Raw genomic sequence first — 16,411 nt, 5'->3', positions numbered from 1 at the left:
GAAAACGATTGCGTTGTTGAGACGTTTTTGGTCGAGGTCAATTCCCTTTCGCTTGATGATGGACGATAATACGCCCCCGGTTTGTAACCGGGAATCCAGGAGAAGTCATGTATCCCCTCATTCGTAAAGCGTTATTCCAGCTCGACCCTGAACAGGCGCACGAGTTTACCTTGCATCAGCTGCGCCGCATTACCCACACGCCGTTTGAATGGTTGGTCCGCCAGTCGGTTCCCACCAAGCCGGTGACCTGCATGGGGCTGTCGTTCCGCAATCCACTGGGGCTAGCCGCCGGGCTGGATAAGGACGGCGAGTGTATCGATGCGCTCGGTGCCATGGGGTTCGGCTTTATTGAGGTGGGCACCGTTACGCCGCGCCCGCAGCCGGGCAATGACAAGCCGCGTTTGTTCCGGGTGGTGGAAGCCGAAGGGCTGATCAACCGCATGGGCTTTAACAATCGCGGGGTGGATAATCTGGTAGAAAATGTTAAGCAGTCGCGTTTTGGCGGTGTGCTTGGCATCAATATCGGCAAGAATAAAGACACGCCGGTGGAACAGGGAAAAGACGATTACCTGATTTGTATGGATAAGGTCTATTCCCATGCCGGTTATATTGCCATCAATATTTCCTCTCCCAATACGCCGGGATTACGCACGCTGCAATATGGCGATGCGCTGGATGATTTGTTACAGGCTGTAAAAGATAAACAGGCTGAGCTGCACGCCCATTATCAGAAATATGTGCCAGTCGCGGTAAAAATTGCGCCGGATCTTTCCGAAGAAGAATTGATCCAAATTGCCGACAGTCTGGTGCGCCATAATATTGACGGTGTGATCGCCACCAATACGACATTGGACAGACAATTGATCCAGGGGCTGAATCATTGCGGGCAAACCGGTGGATTAAGCGGGCGTCCGTTGCAGTTGCGTAGCACCGAAGTGATTCGTCGTCTGTCGCAGGAATTGCAGGGGCGGTTGCCGATTATTGGCGTAGGCGGAATTGATTCGGTGGTCGCTGCCAGAGAAAAATTAGCCGCCGGGGCGACGTTGGTTCAGATTTATAGCGGATTTATTTACCGCGGACCGCGCCTGATTAAAGATATTGTTACCCATATCTGATTTTTTCATTCCTGTTATCTGGCGCGGGGGGTTTATTTCTCCTCCGCGCTGGTCTATATTTTCTTCGTTTGTGCAAAAATACAGCATCATCGTACCTGATGGGTTATTTTTAACGCGGTCGTACCCGACGAATGGCGTAATACCCAAAATAATTCGAGTTGCAGGTATGTGGATTACGCTAATACATTCCGGTTGCTTATTGATGTGGTGGCCGATTATTCATCCGGACCTATTGTCCGGTATTTTGGCATCAGCAAGGCATAAATGAAGGTAATACGATGAAATTAACCCCTGACGATAGCTGGCGCTGGTATTTTGATATTGAACAGGCGCGCCTGATGCTTGACCTGGCCAATGGCATGGTATTTCGTTCCCGTTTCTCTTCTTCAATGCTTACACCGGATGCGTTTACGCCAAGCGTATTCTGCGTTGACGATGCCGCCCTGTTTTTCACCTATCAGGAGAAATGTCAGGCGCTGGCACTGCCCGCCGAAGCCAGGGCTGAACTGGTGTTAAACGCGTTGGTGGCGAACCGTTTTCTGAAACCGATGATGCCGAAAAGCTGGCATTTTGTGGCTCAGGGCGCGGCCACATCATCACCGCAAACCGGCGATCAGGTTAGCGTGCAGTTGAATGAACGCCCGGAAGCGGCGAATTTCATGGTGGTGGAAGCGGGAGAGAAAGCCAGCTTGTGCGTGCTGGCGCAAGGGCAACTGGCGCTCAGCGGCAAGACCATGCAACTGGGTGACGCCATCAAAATCATGCATGACCGCCTGCGCCCTGTTGTGGATAAGCACGACGAAGCATCGCCGCATTACGCGTTCGCTGGCTAAGAGCCTATCTCAATCGGGCTTTTTACCGTCACGCATTCATCACCTCACTGGCGGCTCTCAGGCTAGCTGGATATCTCCTGCCGGAATGCAACTGCACGCCAGAATTGTTCCATCTTCGCCCAGCGCACTGGCTTTCAGCGGTGACACCTCGCCATCAGTCAACGTGAGTCGACAGCAACCACATACCCCGGCCCGGCAGGAATAGGGCACACGGATCCCCTGTTGTTCGAGCTGTTCCAGCAGAATTTGCTGATTGTTGCCGGTAAAACGCTGGCCCTGATAGGCGATTTGTACCGCGTTGACGGCGCTGGGCTGCGGCGTCAAACGTTCAGTGTCGGTGCCCGCACCATAAGGCCGCGGTGGTTTGGTGGCAAGAATCTCAATGCTATCGCCAGCACGAATGATGCCGCTGTTACGGGCTATCAGGTTCATGCCGAAATCAACATCGCCGTTTTCTGCGGTGCGGTACTGCTGCAATGTCGCCAGCGGTTCGCCGGATGGATGGCGACGCCCGCGTTCGACGCTCACCGTGGTCAGCACGCAGCGACTACAGGGTTTGGCGACATCAAACACCACCTCGCCGACGCGCACGGTCTGCCAGCTGTCTTCGGCGTAAGCGTCGGCACCACTGACGATCAGATTAGGGCGGAACTGCTCGATGCGGATGCCCGCGCTGCAACGGCGGCGCAGATCGTCAAATGACGCGTCGTTGATCAGCAGAAACGGGTAGCCATCAGCAAACCCCAGCGGGATATCCGGGCGGCGTTTGACACGACGCGACGGCTCTGGCCCCTGCCAGCGCAGTTGCACCGGGCGTTGCAGATAGTCGCTCAACCAGCGGTTAACTGCGTCCGGTGCGATGCGGGCCTGGAAATGGTTGCCCCAGACTTCGGTTGGCGCGCTGGCGGGGGCGAAGTCGTCAAAACGCACCAGGCATGTACGGCCGTCGGGCGCGGACAGGAAGACGCCATCGTGGGTCAGCGCGGGTGTGAATAGCACCAGTTGTGGAAACTGGCGAGCGGTAATGAAGGTGCCATCGGGCTCGGTGATCATAAAGATGCGATCAAACGCCAGACCACTGGCGCTGGCCATCGCCTGCGACAATTGGATACCACGCATGGATTTGACCGGGTGAACAAAAAGCCGACTTAACACGATCACGATGAGGATTTCCTTGCTGACGTAAAGCGGCAACTTTATGACAAGCCGCCGGGATTAGCTATAATGCGCCTCAATTTTCTTGATAGGCTCCGGTTTTCCTGACGGGGCGTTTTTTCCAGTGCGTTTTCTGTTTGGAAGCGCGCTTACTAAGGTAGTCCTTCATTAAGGTAATCTTTGCGATATGAACTCTCTGTTTGCCAGCACGGCGCGTGGTCTGGAAGAATTGTTAAAAAGTGAACTTGAAGCGCTGGGCGCGCAGCATTGCACCGTGGTGCAAGGCGGGGTGCACTTTCAGGGAGACGATCGACTGTTGTACCAAAGCCTGATGTGGAGCCGACTGGCGTCGCGCATCCTGCTGCCGCTCAACGAGTTTAACGTCTACAGCGATCTGGATTTGTATCTGGGCGTGCAGGCGGTGGACTGGAGCGCGGTATTCAGCGTCAACCACACCTTTGCGGTGCACTTTACCGGCACCAATGATGAGATTCGCAACAGCCAGTACGGCGCGCTCAAGGTCAAGGACGCCATCGTGGACAGCTTTAGCCGCAAAACCGGCCAGCGTCCGGACGTCGCCCGCCAGCAGCCCGATATCCGCATTAATGTGTTTCTGCAACGCGAGAAAGCCAGCGTGGCGCTGGATCTCAGCGGCGAGAGCCTGCACTTGCGTGGTTACCGCGACATGGCCGGGCAGGCACCGTTGAAGGAGAATCTGGCAGCGGCTATCGTGCTGCGCTCCGGCTGGGAAACCGGTACGCCGATGGTGGACCCGATGTGTGGCTCCGGCACGCTGCTGATTGAAGCGGCGATGATGGCGGCGGATCGTGCACCCGGTTTGCACCGTCAGCACTGGGGTTTTCTGGCCTGGCAGCAGCATAACCCGACGTTGTGGAAAAGCATCACCACCGAGGCGCAGGAACGCGCTCGTGCCGGTCTGCAAGCCACCACGTCTCGTTTCTTTGGTTCCGACATCGACAGGCGCATGGTGGATATCGCCAGCAGCAATGCCCGCCGTGCCGGGGTCGGTTCCCTGATTCGTTTTGAAGCCGTTGATGCCACGCAACTGAAAAACCCGCTGCCGCAGGGGCCGACAGGCACTGTGGTCAGCAACCCGCCTTACGGCGAGCGTCTGGAGAGCGAACCGGCGCTGATTGCGTTGCACAACCTGCTTGGCCGTAAAATGAAAACCGAATTCGGTGGCTGGAAGCTGTCGCTGTTTAGCGCCTCGCCGGAACTGCTCAGTTGTCTGCAACTGCGTGCCGATCGCCAGTTCAAGGCCAAGAACGGCCCGCTGGATTGCGTACAGAAAAATTATCAACTGGCGGAAAAGGAAAACGGCGCGGAGAGCACGGCGACGTTCGCCGAGGATTTTGCCAACCGTCTGCGTAAGAACCTGCGCAAGCTGGAGAAATGGGCCGCACAGCAGGGGATTGAATGTTACCGCCTGTATGACGCCGACCTGCCGGAATATAACGTGGCAGTGGACCGTTACGGCGAGCGGGTGGTGATTCAGGAGTATGCGCCGCCGAAAAGCGTCGATGCCCAGAAAGCGCGCCAACGGTTGTTTGATGTGATCAACGCCACGCTGAGCGTGCTGGGGCTGCCCGCCAGCCATCTGGTGCTGAAAACCCGTGAGCGGCAAAAGGGCAAGAACCAGTACGAAAAGCTGGCCGAGAAAGGCGAGTTTTTACAGGTGTCGGAATTCAACGCCAAACTGTGGGTCAACCTGACCGACTACCTGGACACCGGGTTGTTCCTCGATCATCGCATTGCCCGCCGTATGCTGGGTGAGATGAGTCACGGCAAGGATTTCCTCAACCTGTTTGCCTATACCGGCAGCGCCAGCGTGCACGCCGGACTAGGCGGCGCGCGTTCGACCACCACGGTGGACATGTCGCGCACTTATCTGGAATGGGCAGAGAAAAACCTGCGCCTCAACGGCCTGACCGGTCGCCAGCATCGGCTGATCCACGCGGATTGTCTGGCGTGGATGCGCGAAACCCGTGAACAGTTCGATGTGATTTTTATCGACCCGCCGACCTTCTCCAACTCCAAGCGGATGGACGAATCGTTCGATGTACAGCGTGACCACCTGATGCTGATGTCCCAGCTCAAGCGGATGCTGCGCCCTGGCGGCACTATTCTCTTTTCCAACAATAAACGCGGTTTCCAGATGGATAAGCCTGGACTGGCTGCACTGGGACTGGAGGCAAAAGAAATTACCGCACAAACCTTGTCGCAGGATTTCGCCCGTAACCGTCAGATTCATAACTGCTGGCTGCTGAAACACGTCAGCGAGGAAAAATAACCACCATGTCATTGATCAGTTTATCCGGTGCCTGGCTGTCATTCAGCGATGCACCGTTGTTGGACGACACCGAGCTGCATATTGAAGACAACGAACGCGTGTGTCTGGTTGGGCGCAATGGTGCGGGCAAATCCACCTTGCTGAAAATTCTGGCGAAGGAAATACCGCTGGATGACGGCCGACTGGTCTACGAGCAAGACCTGATTGTGGCGCGCTTGCAGCAGGACCCACCGCGTGATGTGGCTGGCACGGTGTTCGATTTCGTGGCCGAAGGGGTGGCGGCGCAGGCTGAATACCTGAAAGCCTACCATGTTGCGTTGCGGCTGGTCGGGGAAGACCCCAGCGAGAAAAACCTGAACCAACTGGCGAAGGTTCAGGAAGTGCTGGACCATCAGGGGCTGTGGAAGCTGGAAGACCGCATCAACGAGGTGCTGGAACAGCTGGGGCTATCGGCAGACACGCCGTTGTCAGCGCTGTCCGGCGGCTGGCTGCGTAAAGCGGCGCTGGGGCGTGCGCTGGTCAGTGCGCCGCGGGTGCTGTTGCTGGATGAACCCACCAACCATTTGGATATCGACACCATCGACTGGCTGGAAGGTTTCCTCAAGACGTTTTCCGGCAGCATCGTGTTCATTTCCCACGACCGTTCGTTTATCCGCAGTATGGCAACCCGTATTGTCGATCTGGATCGCGGCAAGATGGTGTCCTGGCCGGGTGATTACGACAAGTACCTGCTGGGTAAAGAAGAAGCGCTGCGGGTAGAAGAACTGCAGAATGCCGAATTCGACCGCAAGCTGGCGCAGGAAGAGGTGTGGATTCGTCAGGGCATCAAGGCCCGTCGTACCCGTAATGAAGGCCGGGTGCGGGCGCTCAAGGCGATGCGTCAGGAACGCGCCGAACGCCGAGAAGTGATGGGCAACGCCAGAATGCAGGTGGAAGAAGCGGCTCGCTCCGGCAAGATTGTCTTTGAGCTGGAAGACGTGCATTACCAGGTAGACGGTAAGACGCTGGCGTCCGGTTTTTCTGCTCAGGTGCAGCGTGGCGATAAAATCGCGTTGGTCGGGCCAAACGGTTGTGGCAAGACCACGCTGCTAAAACTGATGCTGGGGCAACTGGCCCCGACGTCGGGACGCATTCACTGCGGCACCAAGCTGGAAGTGGCGTATTTCGATCAACATCGTGCCGAGCTGGACCCGGAAAAAACGGTGATGGACAACCTCGCCGAAGGCAAGCAAGAGGTGATGGTCAACGGCCGTCCGCGCCATGTGCTGGGGTATCTGCAGGACTTCCTGTTTCACCCGAAACGCGCCATGACGCCGGTTAAAGCGCTGTCTGGCGGGGAGCGTAACCGTCTGCTGCTGGCACGGTTGTTCCTGAAACCCAGCAACCTGCTGATTCTCGACGAACCCACGAACGATCTGGACGTGGAAACGCTGGAACTGCTGGAAGAGTTGCTGGAAAGTTATCAGGGCACGGTGCTGCTGGTGAGCCATGACCGTCAGTTCGTCGATAACTCGGTAACCGAGTGCTGGATTTTTGAAGGGAATGGTCTGATTGGCCGCTATGTCGGCGGCTATTATGATGCCCAGCAACAGCGTGCTTCGGCGGCACCACTGCGAACCTCTGCATCGGTAAAAAGCGCGCCGCAGAAAGAAAATCGCCACAGTGAGGACGTACAGAATGCGTCGGCCGCACAGCCAGCTAAACGTGGCGGCGGCAAGCTCAGTTATAACCAGCAGCGTGAACTGGAACAGTTGCCGCAACGTATTGAAGTGCTTGAGACGGAAATCGAAAATCTGCAACAGCAGATGAACGACCCAACGTTCTTTTCCCGGCCGCATGATGAAACCCAGCCGGTGCTGACGGCGCTGGCGCAAGCGGAGCAGCAACTGGAAAGCTGCTTCGAGCGTTGGGAAACGCTCGAAGCCCAGAAGAATGGCTAAGGATGCTCATGGCGTGTTGAGGCGATAGCCTGTGGTGGCTGAGCCAAACACGCGTGTCATGAGTCATGCATTCGGGGCCAGGACGGGGCGCGCTTGCGTCTTTTCCTGGCCTGCGTGCGTAATGGTTGCAGGGATGCGGTAGTTGTGAAGAAATAAGCGGGTTTCTCTCGCCGGTTATCGTGCCTGTGCCGCCATCAATCCAGTACGACAACATTGCGATTTTTCGTATCAGCCAGGCCAACGGAGGCGGCGAATGGGTGTTCATCACCACCACTATGACCGGCATATGCTGTGTCCGCATTGTGACTTGCTGGTAGAGCTGCCGATATTGCATGACGGGCAGCGCGCGGTGTGTCCGCGTTGTAAAACCTCGTTATCCAGCCGTCAGCGAGAACCGCGCTGGCGGCCAGCCAGCTTTGCGTTTAGTGCGTTGATCATGCTGTTGCTGTCGGTGTTGTTTCCCTTCGTGTCGATGAGCGTTGCTGGTATTCGCAGCGAAATTACCCTGCTGGAGATTCCACGGGTGATGGTGGCGGAAAACTATACCAGTGTGGCGACACTGTTTCTGTTGTTTGCTCAGCTAGTGCCCGCCTGTTCAATGGCCGTCATCCTCTTGTTGTGCCTGCGTGCGCCGTTGCCTGATGGGGTGCGGCGTTGGTCCACCCGAATACTGTTCCAACTGAAGAGTTGGGGCATGGCGGAGATCTTTCTGGCGGGCGTGCTGGTCAGTTTTGTCAAACTGATGTCGTATGGCGACATCGGTATCGGCCCCAGTTTCGTCCCTTATATCGCGTTTTGCCTGTTACAGTTGCTGGCGTTCCAGAGTCTTGACCGGCGCTGGTTGTGGGATGATGTTGCCCCACCGCCACCCATGCCGCAGGGGCTGGAAACCGGCCGCAGCGGGCTGGATCAAGGCGTGCGGGCCTGCACCTGCTGTAGCGCTATTTTACCTGCCGATGAGGTCCGTTGCCCGCGCTGCCATACGCACGGCCATACCCGGCGGCGTCACAGCCTGCAATGGACGCTGGCGTTGTTGCTGACGTCGATACTGTTGTACGTGCCTGCCAACGTGATGCCGATTATGGTGACCGAGGCGCTGGGGCATCGTATTACCTCGACGATCATGTCTGGCGTGATCATCTTATGGGACGGCGGTTCGTGGCCGGTGGCGCTGGTGATTTTTATCGCCAGCATCATGGTGCCGACGCTAAAAATGCTGGCGATGGGCTGGCTGTGCTGGTGTGCTTATGGCTCGCGCCGTCACGATACTGAGCGGCTGCATTTGGTGTATGAGGTCGTGGAGTTTGTCGGTCGCTGGTCCATGATCGATGTGTTTGTCATCGCCGTGTTGTCGGCGATGGTGCGTATGGGCCGACTGATGAGCATTTATCCGGCCATCGGCGCGGTGTTGTTTGCCACCGTGGTCATTCTGACCATGATTGCTGCGATGACCTTTGATCCCCGCCTGTTGTGGGATCGGCATCACGTGCAGGGAGAGGAGCGTTCCGTTGACGAAAACTAATCAAGGCATGGCGCAGATCGAAAGCATCAAACGCTGGTCGCCGGTATGGATTGTACCGATTGTGACCGTGTTGATTGGTGCCTGGATTCTGTTTTATCACGTGAGTCATCAGGGGCCGGAAATCACGCTGACCACCAGTAACGCCGAAGGGATCGAGGCGGGAAAAACGGCGATCAAGAGCCGTAGCGTGAATGTTGGGGTGGTTGAAAGCGTAGTGCTGAGTGACGATCTGCATCAGGTGGAGATCAAAGCGCGCCTTAACGACGGTATGGACAAACTGCTGAGTAAGGATTCGGCGTTCTGGGTGGTGAAACCGCAGATCGGCCGCGAAGGCGTTTCAGGTTTGGGGACATTGCTGTCTGGTTCTTTCATCGAGCTTCAGCCAGGGTCCAGCAAGGAAGACAGCCGTGCTTTCAAACTGCTGGATTCGCCACCGCTGGCATCACCGGATGCCAGAGGGATTCGTATCATCCTTAATAGTGATCAATCCGGGCAGTTGACCGCGGGTGATCCGGTACTGTTCCGTGGTTACCGGGTTGGGTCGGTAGAAACCAGCCATTTTGATCCGACAGCCAGAAAGATGCAGTATCAGCTGTTTGTCGCTGCACCCTATGACCAACTGGTCACGGCGAATGTCCGGTTCTGGAAAGACAGTGGTGTAGCGTTGAATTTGTCTGCGCAGGGGATGCGGGTGGAAATGGGGTCGCTCAGCACCTTATTAAGCGGTGGTGTCAGCTTTGATGTGCCTACCGGTTGGGAGAAGGGCAATCAGTCCCATGAACGTGACGAGTTCGAGTTGTTTGACAATCAGAGCAGCATTCAGGACTCGCTCTATACCGATTACAAAGAATACCTGCTGTTTTTCGACGAGTCGGTACGCGGTCTGCAAGCCGGTGCACCGGTCGAATTCCGTGGTATCCGGCTGGGGACGGTGGCTGAAGTGCCGTTCTTCCCGCGTAATTTACCGCAAAGTTTCGACAACGATTACCGTATCCCTGTACTGATTCGTATCGAACCCGGTCGATTGAAGAAAGGGCTACGCGACCAGCTCAATCTGGAGCAGGAGCTGAGCAAGGGTGCTATCTCTGGCATGAGGGCATCAATGAAAACCGCCAATCTCCTGACCGGCTCGCTGTACGTAGACCTGGATTTTTATCCGCAGCAAAAAGGCCGGGTGACGTCACTGGCTTCGATGGATGGCTACCCGGTGTTGCCGACGGTCAACGGTGGCCTGACGCAGATCCAACAGAAGCTGATATCGGTGTTGGATAAAATCAATGGTCTGCCACTTAATCCGATGGTGGAACAGGCGACGAAGACGCTGGCAGAGAGCCAGTCCACCCTGCGTGAGCTACAGAAAACGCTGGTGTCACTCAACAAACTAACCAACAGCGACGCAATGCAGCAGTTGCCGGAAGACTTGCAACGTACACTGCGCGAACTGAATCGCAGCCTGCAGGGTGTGCAGCCCGGCTCGCCAGCGTATAACCATATGGTTGGCGATATGCAGCGCCTGGATCAGACACTGCGTGAATTACAACCGTTGCTGCGTACCCTGAATGACAAGAGTAATGCTCTGATCTTCGAGGCACCGGGTGCCCGTGATCCACAACCGAAAAAGGCGAAACCATGATGAAGTTATGGCCGTTGTGGCTGGTGTTGTTGCTGGGGGCCTGTAGCAGCCCGCAGAAGGTTTATTATCAACTGCCTGTCGCCACGCAGAGCACCCGTGTCTCGGTGGCGTCGACCGAAGGGCATCAGCTGTGGGTGGCACCGGTTACCCTGGTGGATTCGTTGGCAGGGAATGGCATCGTGTTCCAGACGTCGGCGGTACGCTACACCATCGCGGCCAATAATCTGTGGGCCAGCCCGCTGGACCAGCAGTTGCAGCAGGCGCTGGTGGCGTCGCTGCGCACCGGTCTGCCGGGCTGGCATGTCGCCGCGACCGGTACGGCCAGTGATAGTGCCTCCAGCTTGCAGGTCACTGTCACCGCGTTTCAGGGGCGGTTTGACGGTAAGGCGGTGATTCGCGGCGAATGGGTGCTACAGGGGAGCAAACGCGTCGTGACCCAGCCGTTCAACATCGAAGTCCCGCAGGCTGAAGACGGTTACGACGCGCTGATCGACGCGCTTGGCAAAGGCTGGCAGCAAGTGGCAGAGCAGGTGCGTCAACGCCTGCAGGCTGGCGCTTGATACCCACCCGACGTGGAAGCCGGGTCGCTTTTATACCGAGATGAATTGAGTTATAGCAAATACCTCTGGATTCCGTTTTTGTGATCACGATCGGGTTCCAGGGGTTTTGTTTTTGTCTCAGCCGGTTAGGCCAAAATGTGGTGTTGCCTCACAGAAAATTCTCCATTCTGGTTCACAAATATGACAATGGCGTGAATTTTGCGCCTTGATCTTCGTCTCTCAAATGGCTATTCATAGGGTGTGGTTGAGTGAAAACTAACCACTGTTTTCTTTCCACCAGAGTCGAAATGAGGGAAACAAGGCATGAAGAGACAGAAAAGAGATCGTCTGGCACGGGCGCATTCACGGGGCTATCAGGCTGGTATCGTTGGCCGGTCCAAGGAGCTCTGTCCTTATCAATCTATCGATGCCCGGTCTAACTGGTTGGGAGGCTGGCGAGAGGCCATGGAGGACAGGGCGGCGATTGCCTGATCGCACCTTGTCAATTGTAAAGGGAATGACCTCCGCCGCGGCGGAGGTTTTCGTTTTCAGGGCAACATGATATGCCGAATGGCGGTGGGCTAGTCTGCGAAACGGCTGTCCACGGCGTCTGCCAGCATAGCCAGCAACTGTTCGCTGTCCTGCCAGCCGAGGCAGGCGTCGGTAATCGACTGGCCGTAGGTGAGTTGATCCGGATGGTGCAGCGGTTGGGTGCCTTCCACCAGAAAACTTTCAGCCATGACCCCTGCGATAGCGCTGGCACCGTTGCGAATCTGGTCGCATACCGCCTGCGCGACGGTCAACTGGCGCTGAAATTGCTTCTGACTGTTGCCGTGGCTGAAATCGACCACCAGCCGTTCCGGCAGTGCAAATTCCCGCAATGCGGTACAGGCTTCGGCGATGTGCTGTGCTTCGTAATTGGGCGTCTTGCCACCACGCAGAATGATATGGCCGAACGGGTTACCGTGGGTTTGGTACACCGTCATGTGGCCGTGCTTATCCGGCGACAAAAACATGTGGCGTGCTCGGGCGGCGCGAATGGCGTCAACCGCAATGCGGACGTTGCCGTCGGTGCCGTTCTTGAATCCTACCGGACAAGACAGGGCGGAGGCCATTTCCCGGTGGATCTGACTTTCGGTGGTCCGCGCGCCGATAGCCCCCCAGCTAATGGTATCGGCGATATACTGCCCGGTGACGATATCCAAAAACTCGGTGGCGGTCGGCAGGCCGAGCGCGTTGATGTCCAGCAACAGCTGGCGCGCCTGGGTTAATCCTTCATTGATCAGGAAACTGCCGTTGAGCAGTGGGTCGGCAATCAACCCTTTCCAGCCCACCACGGTACGCGGTTTCTCGAAGTAGGTTCGCATCACGATTTCCAACCGGTGCTGGTAGGTTGTGCGCAATGCGGCCAGCCGCTGGGCGTATTCTCTGGCACTATCAATATGGTGAATGGAACACGGGCCGATGATCACCAGTAAACGGCGGTCTTGCCCGGAAAGAATGCGTTCTATGCGTGCGCGCGAGGCGATGACGGTGTCGGCGACATCCGGTGTGAGAGGAAGTGCGGTCAACAGTTCATGGGGCGTCATCAGACTGGCAAGTCGCTCACTGCGCAGCTCATCAGTTGGTTGCATGTGTAGTCTCTGAATATACGTGACGCCTATCCCGTTAGGTATAGGCCTTTTTATGAATAACCATCAGGTCTGGCAGAAGGCGCGGGGAGGTGGCCGTGGGGCCACCGATCGTTTTCCGGGTCCGCCTGGCCGCGATGGCGATAGTCTATCACAGCTAACCCCTTACTCCGATGAGCGAAAAACAGCTAATACATACGCCGATTTATGCCCATCAGGTCGATAATGCGGGCGGAAATTTCCTCTACCGAATAGTTAGTGGTGTTGATGTAACGGATTTGATGACGGCGGAACAGCGACTCCACCTCACTCAGTTCCATGCGGCATTGCCGCAGCGAAGCATACCGACTGTTGCCGCGCCGTTCTTCACGAATGGCCGTCAGGCGCTCAGCGTCGATGGTCAGGCCGAACAGTTTTTGCTGATAAGGCTTGAGCGCATCTGGCAGCAGCAGGTTGTCCATATCGTCGGCGGTGAAAGGATAGTTGGCGGCACGAATGCCGAACTGCATCGCCAGATAAAGGCTGGTTGGGGTTTTGCCGCAGCGGGACACCCCCAGCAGGATCACTTGGGCCTGGTCGAGGTTGCGCAGCGAAATGCCGTCGTCGTGGGCCAGCGTGTAATCGATCGCGGCGATACGCGCGTCGTATTTGATCAGGTTGTTGGCGGTTAACCCGTGGGTACGATTGGCTACCGGCATCGGTGAAACGTTCAGTTCCTGTTGCAGGGGAGCCACCAGCGCCTGCACGATGTCCTGGCAGAATCCTTCGCTGCCAACGATGATATCGCGGATAGCGGGTGTGACAATCGAATAGAATACCAGCGGGCGTACACCATGCTGGCGGTACAGGCCGTCAATCTGTTCGCGGACAGCGGTTGCCCGTGCTTCGTTATCGACGAACGGCAGGGTATAGCTGACGGTACTTACCGGAAACTGGGACATCACCGCGTGGCCCAGCACTTCCGCCGTGATAGCCGTGCCATCGGACACATAAAATACGCTTCTTTCCATACTCGCTCCTTAAATGCCTTCACGGGTCATAATAAGACTTTTGTGCCGAAAATCAGGTGTTTCATCGATTTTTTATTGAAACGCCATTTCATTATCTTTATGATTCAGATGGTATTATTCATAAATATTGAGATTTTTCCGACTTTTGGCAATCTGAAACCGTCAATTCCTCTTTTTTTCATTTGGTTGATCGATTCACCTTTCCGTCCTTTTTGCCACCCTGTGCTACGCTCATAAAGCCGAAGTGATTCACGGCGCAATATTCCACGCCTTAACTCTTTACACCCTAACTGTATGCAAAAAGGATTATTTTCGATGTCTAACAACGGCCCTGATATGCGTAATGTCCTGTGGTATAACCAGCTTGGTATGCACGACGTTGAGCGGGTGGGTGGCAAAAATGCCTCTCTGGGGGAAATGATCACCAATCTGTCGGAACTTGGCGTGTCGGTTCCGAATGGTTTTGCGACAACCGCCCAGGCGTTTAATGACTTTCTCAACCAAAGCGGCATCAACCAGCGGATCTATGAACTGCTGGATCGCACCGATGCCGACGATGTTAGCCAGTTGGCCAAAGCGGGTGCACAGATCCGTCAGTGGGTTATCGACACGCCGTTCCAGCCGGAGCTGGAGCAGGCGATCCGCGACGCGTACCAACAACTGGCGGACGGTGAGCCGGACGCATCGTTTGCAGTGCGTTCTTCTGCTACAGCGGAAGACATGCCGGATGCCTCTTTCGCCGGTCAGCAAGAAACTTTCCTTAACGTACAGGGCATTGATGCCGTGATGGTGGCGGTGAAGCATGTATTTGCTTCGCTGTTCAATGATCGCGCCATTTCCTATCGTGTGCATCAGGGCTATGACCACCGTGGCGTGGCGTTGTCCGCCGGGGTACAGCGCATGGTGCGCTCCGATCTGGCGTCTTCCGGTGTGATGTTTACGCTGGATACCGAGTCGGGCTTCGATCAGGTGGTGTTTATTACCGCCGCCTGGGGGCTGGGTGAGATGGTGGTGCAGGGCGCGGTCAACCCGGATGAGTTTTATGTGCATAAGCCAACGTTGCTCAAGGGTAAACCGTCGATTGTGCGCCGCAATATGGGATCGAAAAAAATCCGCATGGTGTACGCCGCCACACAGGAGCACGGCAAGCAGGTGCGGGTGGAAGATGTGGAAGAGGCGCAGCGTACCCGTTTCTGTCTGAGCGATGATGAAGTGCAGGCGCTGGCGCATCAGGCGTTGTTGATTGAAAAACACTACGGCCGCCCGATGGATATCGAGTGGGCCAAAGACGGTCACACTGGCAAGCTGTATATCGTGCAGGCACGTCCGGAAACCGTGCGTTCCAACGGGCAGGTGATGGAGCGTTATCATTTGCCAGCCGGTGGTAACGTGCTGGTTGAAGGGCGAGCTATCGGCCATCGCATCGGCGCGGGCGAAGTGAAGATCGTCCATGACATTAGCGAAATGCACCGGGTGAATGCGGGTGACGTGCTGGTAACCGACATGACCGACCCAGATTGGGAACCGATCATGAAAAAAGCGGCGGCGATCGTCACCAACCGTGGCGGGCGGACCTGCCATGCGGCGATCATCGCTCGTGAACTGGGTATCCCGGCGGTGGTGGGGTGTGGCGACGCCACCGAACGCCTGCAAAACGGCCAGAAAGTCACGGTATCCTGCGCCGAAGGCGATACTGGCTACGTGTATCAGGATTTGCTGGATTTCACCGTGAAAAGCTCGCAGGTGGATGCTATGCCGTCGCTGCCGCTGAAAATCATGATGAACGTCGGCAACCCGGACCGGGCGTTCGACTTCGCTTGCCTGCCCAACGAAGGGGTTGGCCTGGCGCGGCTGGAGTTCATTATTAACCGTATGATCGGGGTGCATCCGCGTGCCTTGCTGGAGTTTGATCAGCAGACGCCGGAATTGCAGCGTGAAATCCGTACCCTGATGCAGGGATACGATGACCCGGTTGAATTTTACATTGAACGGCTGAAGGAAGGCATCGCGACGCTGGCAGCGGCATTCTGGCCGAAGCGGGTGATCGTGCGTCTGTCCGACTTCAAATCCAACGAATACGCCAACCTGTTGGGCGGTGCGCGCTACGAGCCAGAAGAGGAAAACCCGATGCTGGGCTTCCGTGGTGCAGGCCGTTACGTGTCGCCGGACTTCCGCGCCTGCTTTGCGCTGGAGTGCGAGGCGGTGAAACGGGTGCGCAACGACATGGGACTGAGCAATGTGGAAGTGATGATCCCGTTTGTGCGTACCGTCGCGCAGGCACAAGCCGTGGTGGCCGAACTGGCCAGTCAGGGGCTGAAACGTGGCGAGAACGGCCTGAAAATCATCATGATGTGTGAAATTCCATCCAACGCGCTGTTGGCAGACGAATTCCTGCAACATTTCGATGGCTTCTCCATCGGTTCGAATGACATGACCCAACTGGCATTAGGACTGGACCGCGACTCCGGCGTGGTGTCTGAACTGTTTGATGAACGTAATGACGCGGTGAAAGCGCTGTTGGCGATGGCGATCCGCGCAGCGAAAAAACAGGGTAAGTACGTCGGGATCTGCGGTCAGGGGCCATCCGACCATGAGGATTTTGCCGCGTGGTTGATGGATGAAGGCATCGATAGCCTGTCGCTGAACCCGGATACCGTGGTGCAAACCTGGCTGAGTCTGGCTGAGAAACGCTAAGCCGCTCTCCGTCTATCTGCGTTATTGA

At 56.4% G+C, this 16,411-nt stretch carries 12 protein-coding genes; 9 read left to right on the top strand and 3 right to left on the bottom strand.

Translation table 11 applies throughout. The features are described from left to right. Positions 1 to 107: 107 nt before the first annotated feature. A complete protein-coding gene (gene pyrD, locus OB87_RS01080; protein WP_033567605.1) occupies positions 108 to 1,115 on the top strand; it encodes a quinone-dependent dihydroorotate dehydrogenase in 1,008 nt (335 codons plus the stop codon). 278 nt (positions 1,116 to 1,393) lie between these two features. Then, positions 1,394 to 1,948, top strand: coding sequence for a cell division protein ZapC (locus OB87_RS01075; RefSeq protein WP_033567604.1), 555 nt, complete (start codon positions 1,394 to 1,396; stop codon positions 1,946 to 1,948). A gap of 57 nt (positions 1,949 to 2,005) precedes the next feature. Here the strand turns inward: OB87_RS01075 and OB87_RS01070 are convergent, their stop codons facing one another. Continuing rightward, entirely contained in the window at positions 2,006 to 3,109 is a 1,104-nt protein-coding gene (locus tag OB87_RS01070; RefSeq protein ID WP_033567603.1) for a YcbX family protein, read from the bottom strand. A gap of 181 nt (positions 3,110 to 3,290) precedes the next feature. Here OB87_RS01070 and rlmKL point away from each other — a divergent pair, with 181 nt between their 5' ends. The 6 genes from rlmKL to rmf all read left to right on the top strand — a co-directional run bounded on the left by rlmKL (position 3,291) and on the right by rmf (position 11,540). Further along, entirely contained in the window at positions 3,291 to 5,414 is a 2,124-nt protein-coding gene (gene rlmKL / locus OB87_RS01065; protein ID WP_033567602.1) for a bifunctional 23S rRNA (guanine(2069)-N(7))-methyltransferase RlmK/23S rRNA (guanine(2445)-N(2))-methyltransferase RlmL, read from the top strand. A 5-nt stretch (positions 5,415 to 5,419) separates the two neighbouring features. Next, complete coding sequence (locus OB87_RS01060) at positions 5,420 to 7,354, top strand: ABC transporter ATP-binding protein (protein ID WP_033567601.1); 1,935 nt, start codon at positions 5,420 to 5,422, stop codon at positions 7,352 to 7,354. A gap of 253 nt (positions 7,355 to 7,607) precedes the next feature. Further along, positions 7,608 to 8,876 carry a membrane integrity-associated transporter subunit PqiA gene (gene pqiA / locus OB87_RS01055; protein ID WP_072025400.1) on the top strand — a complete coding sequence of 423 codons (1,269 nt, stop codon included), beginning with the start codon at positions 7,608 to 7,610 and terminating at the stop codon, positions 8,874 to 8,876. Then, on the top strand, positions 8,863 to 10,509 hold the full coding sequence (pqiB, locus tag OB87_RS01050; protein ID WP_033567600.1) for an intermembrane transport protein PqiB: 1,647 nt from the start codon (positions 8,863 to 8,865) through the stop codon (positions 10,507 to 10,509). Before pqiA ends, pqiB begins: the two co-directional genes overlap by 14 nt. Beyond that, complete coding sequence (pqiC, locus tag OB87_RS01045; RefSeq protein WP_033567599.1) at positions 10,506 to 11,069, top strand: membrane integrity-associated transporter subunit PqiC; 564 nt, start codon at positions 10,506 to 10,508, stop codon at positions 11,067 to 11,069. The genes pqiB and pqiC overlap by 4 nt, the downstream gene beginning before the upstream one ends. Before the next feature lie 303 nt (positions 11,070 to 11,372). Beyond that, entirely contained in the window at positions 11,373 to 11,540 is a 168-nt protein-coding gene (gene rmf / locus OB87_RS19555) for a ribosome modulation factor (protein ID WP_012769408.1), read from the top strand. An 89-nt stretch (positions 11,541 to 11,629) separates the two neighbouring features. Here rmf and OB87_RS01040 read toward each other — a convergent pair whose 3' ends face one another. Together OB87_RS01040 and ppsR are read right to left on the bottom strand one after the other, a co-directional pair. Further along, entirely contained in the window at positions 11,630 to 12,682 is a 1,053-nt protein-coding gene (locus OB87_RS01040; protein WP_033567598.1) for a 3-deoxy-7-phosphoheptulonate synthase, read from the bottom strand. A gap of 185 nt (positions 12,683 to 12,867) precedes the next feature. Continuing rightward, complete coding sequence (gene ppsR / locus OB87_RS01035) at positions 12,868 to 13,689, bottom strand: posphoenolpyruvate synthetase regulatory kinase/phosphorylase PpsR (RefSeq protein WP_033567597.1); 822 nt, start codon at positions 13,687 to 13,689, stop codon at positions 12,868 to 12,870. A gap of 315 nt (positions 13,690 to 14,004) precedes the next feature. On the opposite strand from ppsR, the gene ppsA reads away from it, so the two are divergent. Further along, positions 14,005 to 16,383, top strand: a complete 2,379-nt coding sequence (gene ppsA, locus OB87_RS01030) for a phosphoenolpyruvate synthase (RefSeq protein WP_033567596.1) — start codon at positions 14,005 to 14,007, stop codon at positions 16,381 to 16,383. Positions 16,384 to 16,411 lie beyond the last annotated feature (28 nt).

This window comes from Dickeya undicola (assembly GCF_000784735.1).
Taxonomy (GTDB): domain Bacteria; phylum Pseudomonadota; class Gammaproteobacteria; order Enterobacterales; family Enterobacteriaceae; genus Dickeya; species Dickeya undicola.
The sequence above is the reverse complement of the archived record's forward strand: the minus strand, read 5'-3'. Positions and strand labels throughout refer to the sequence as shown.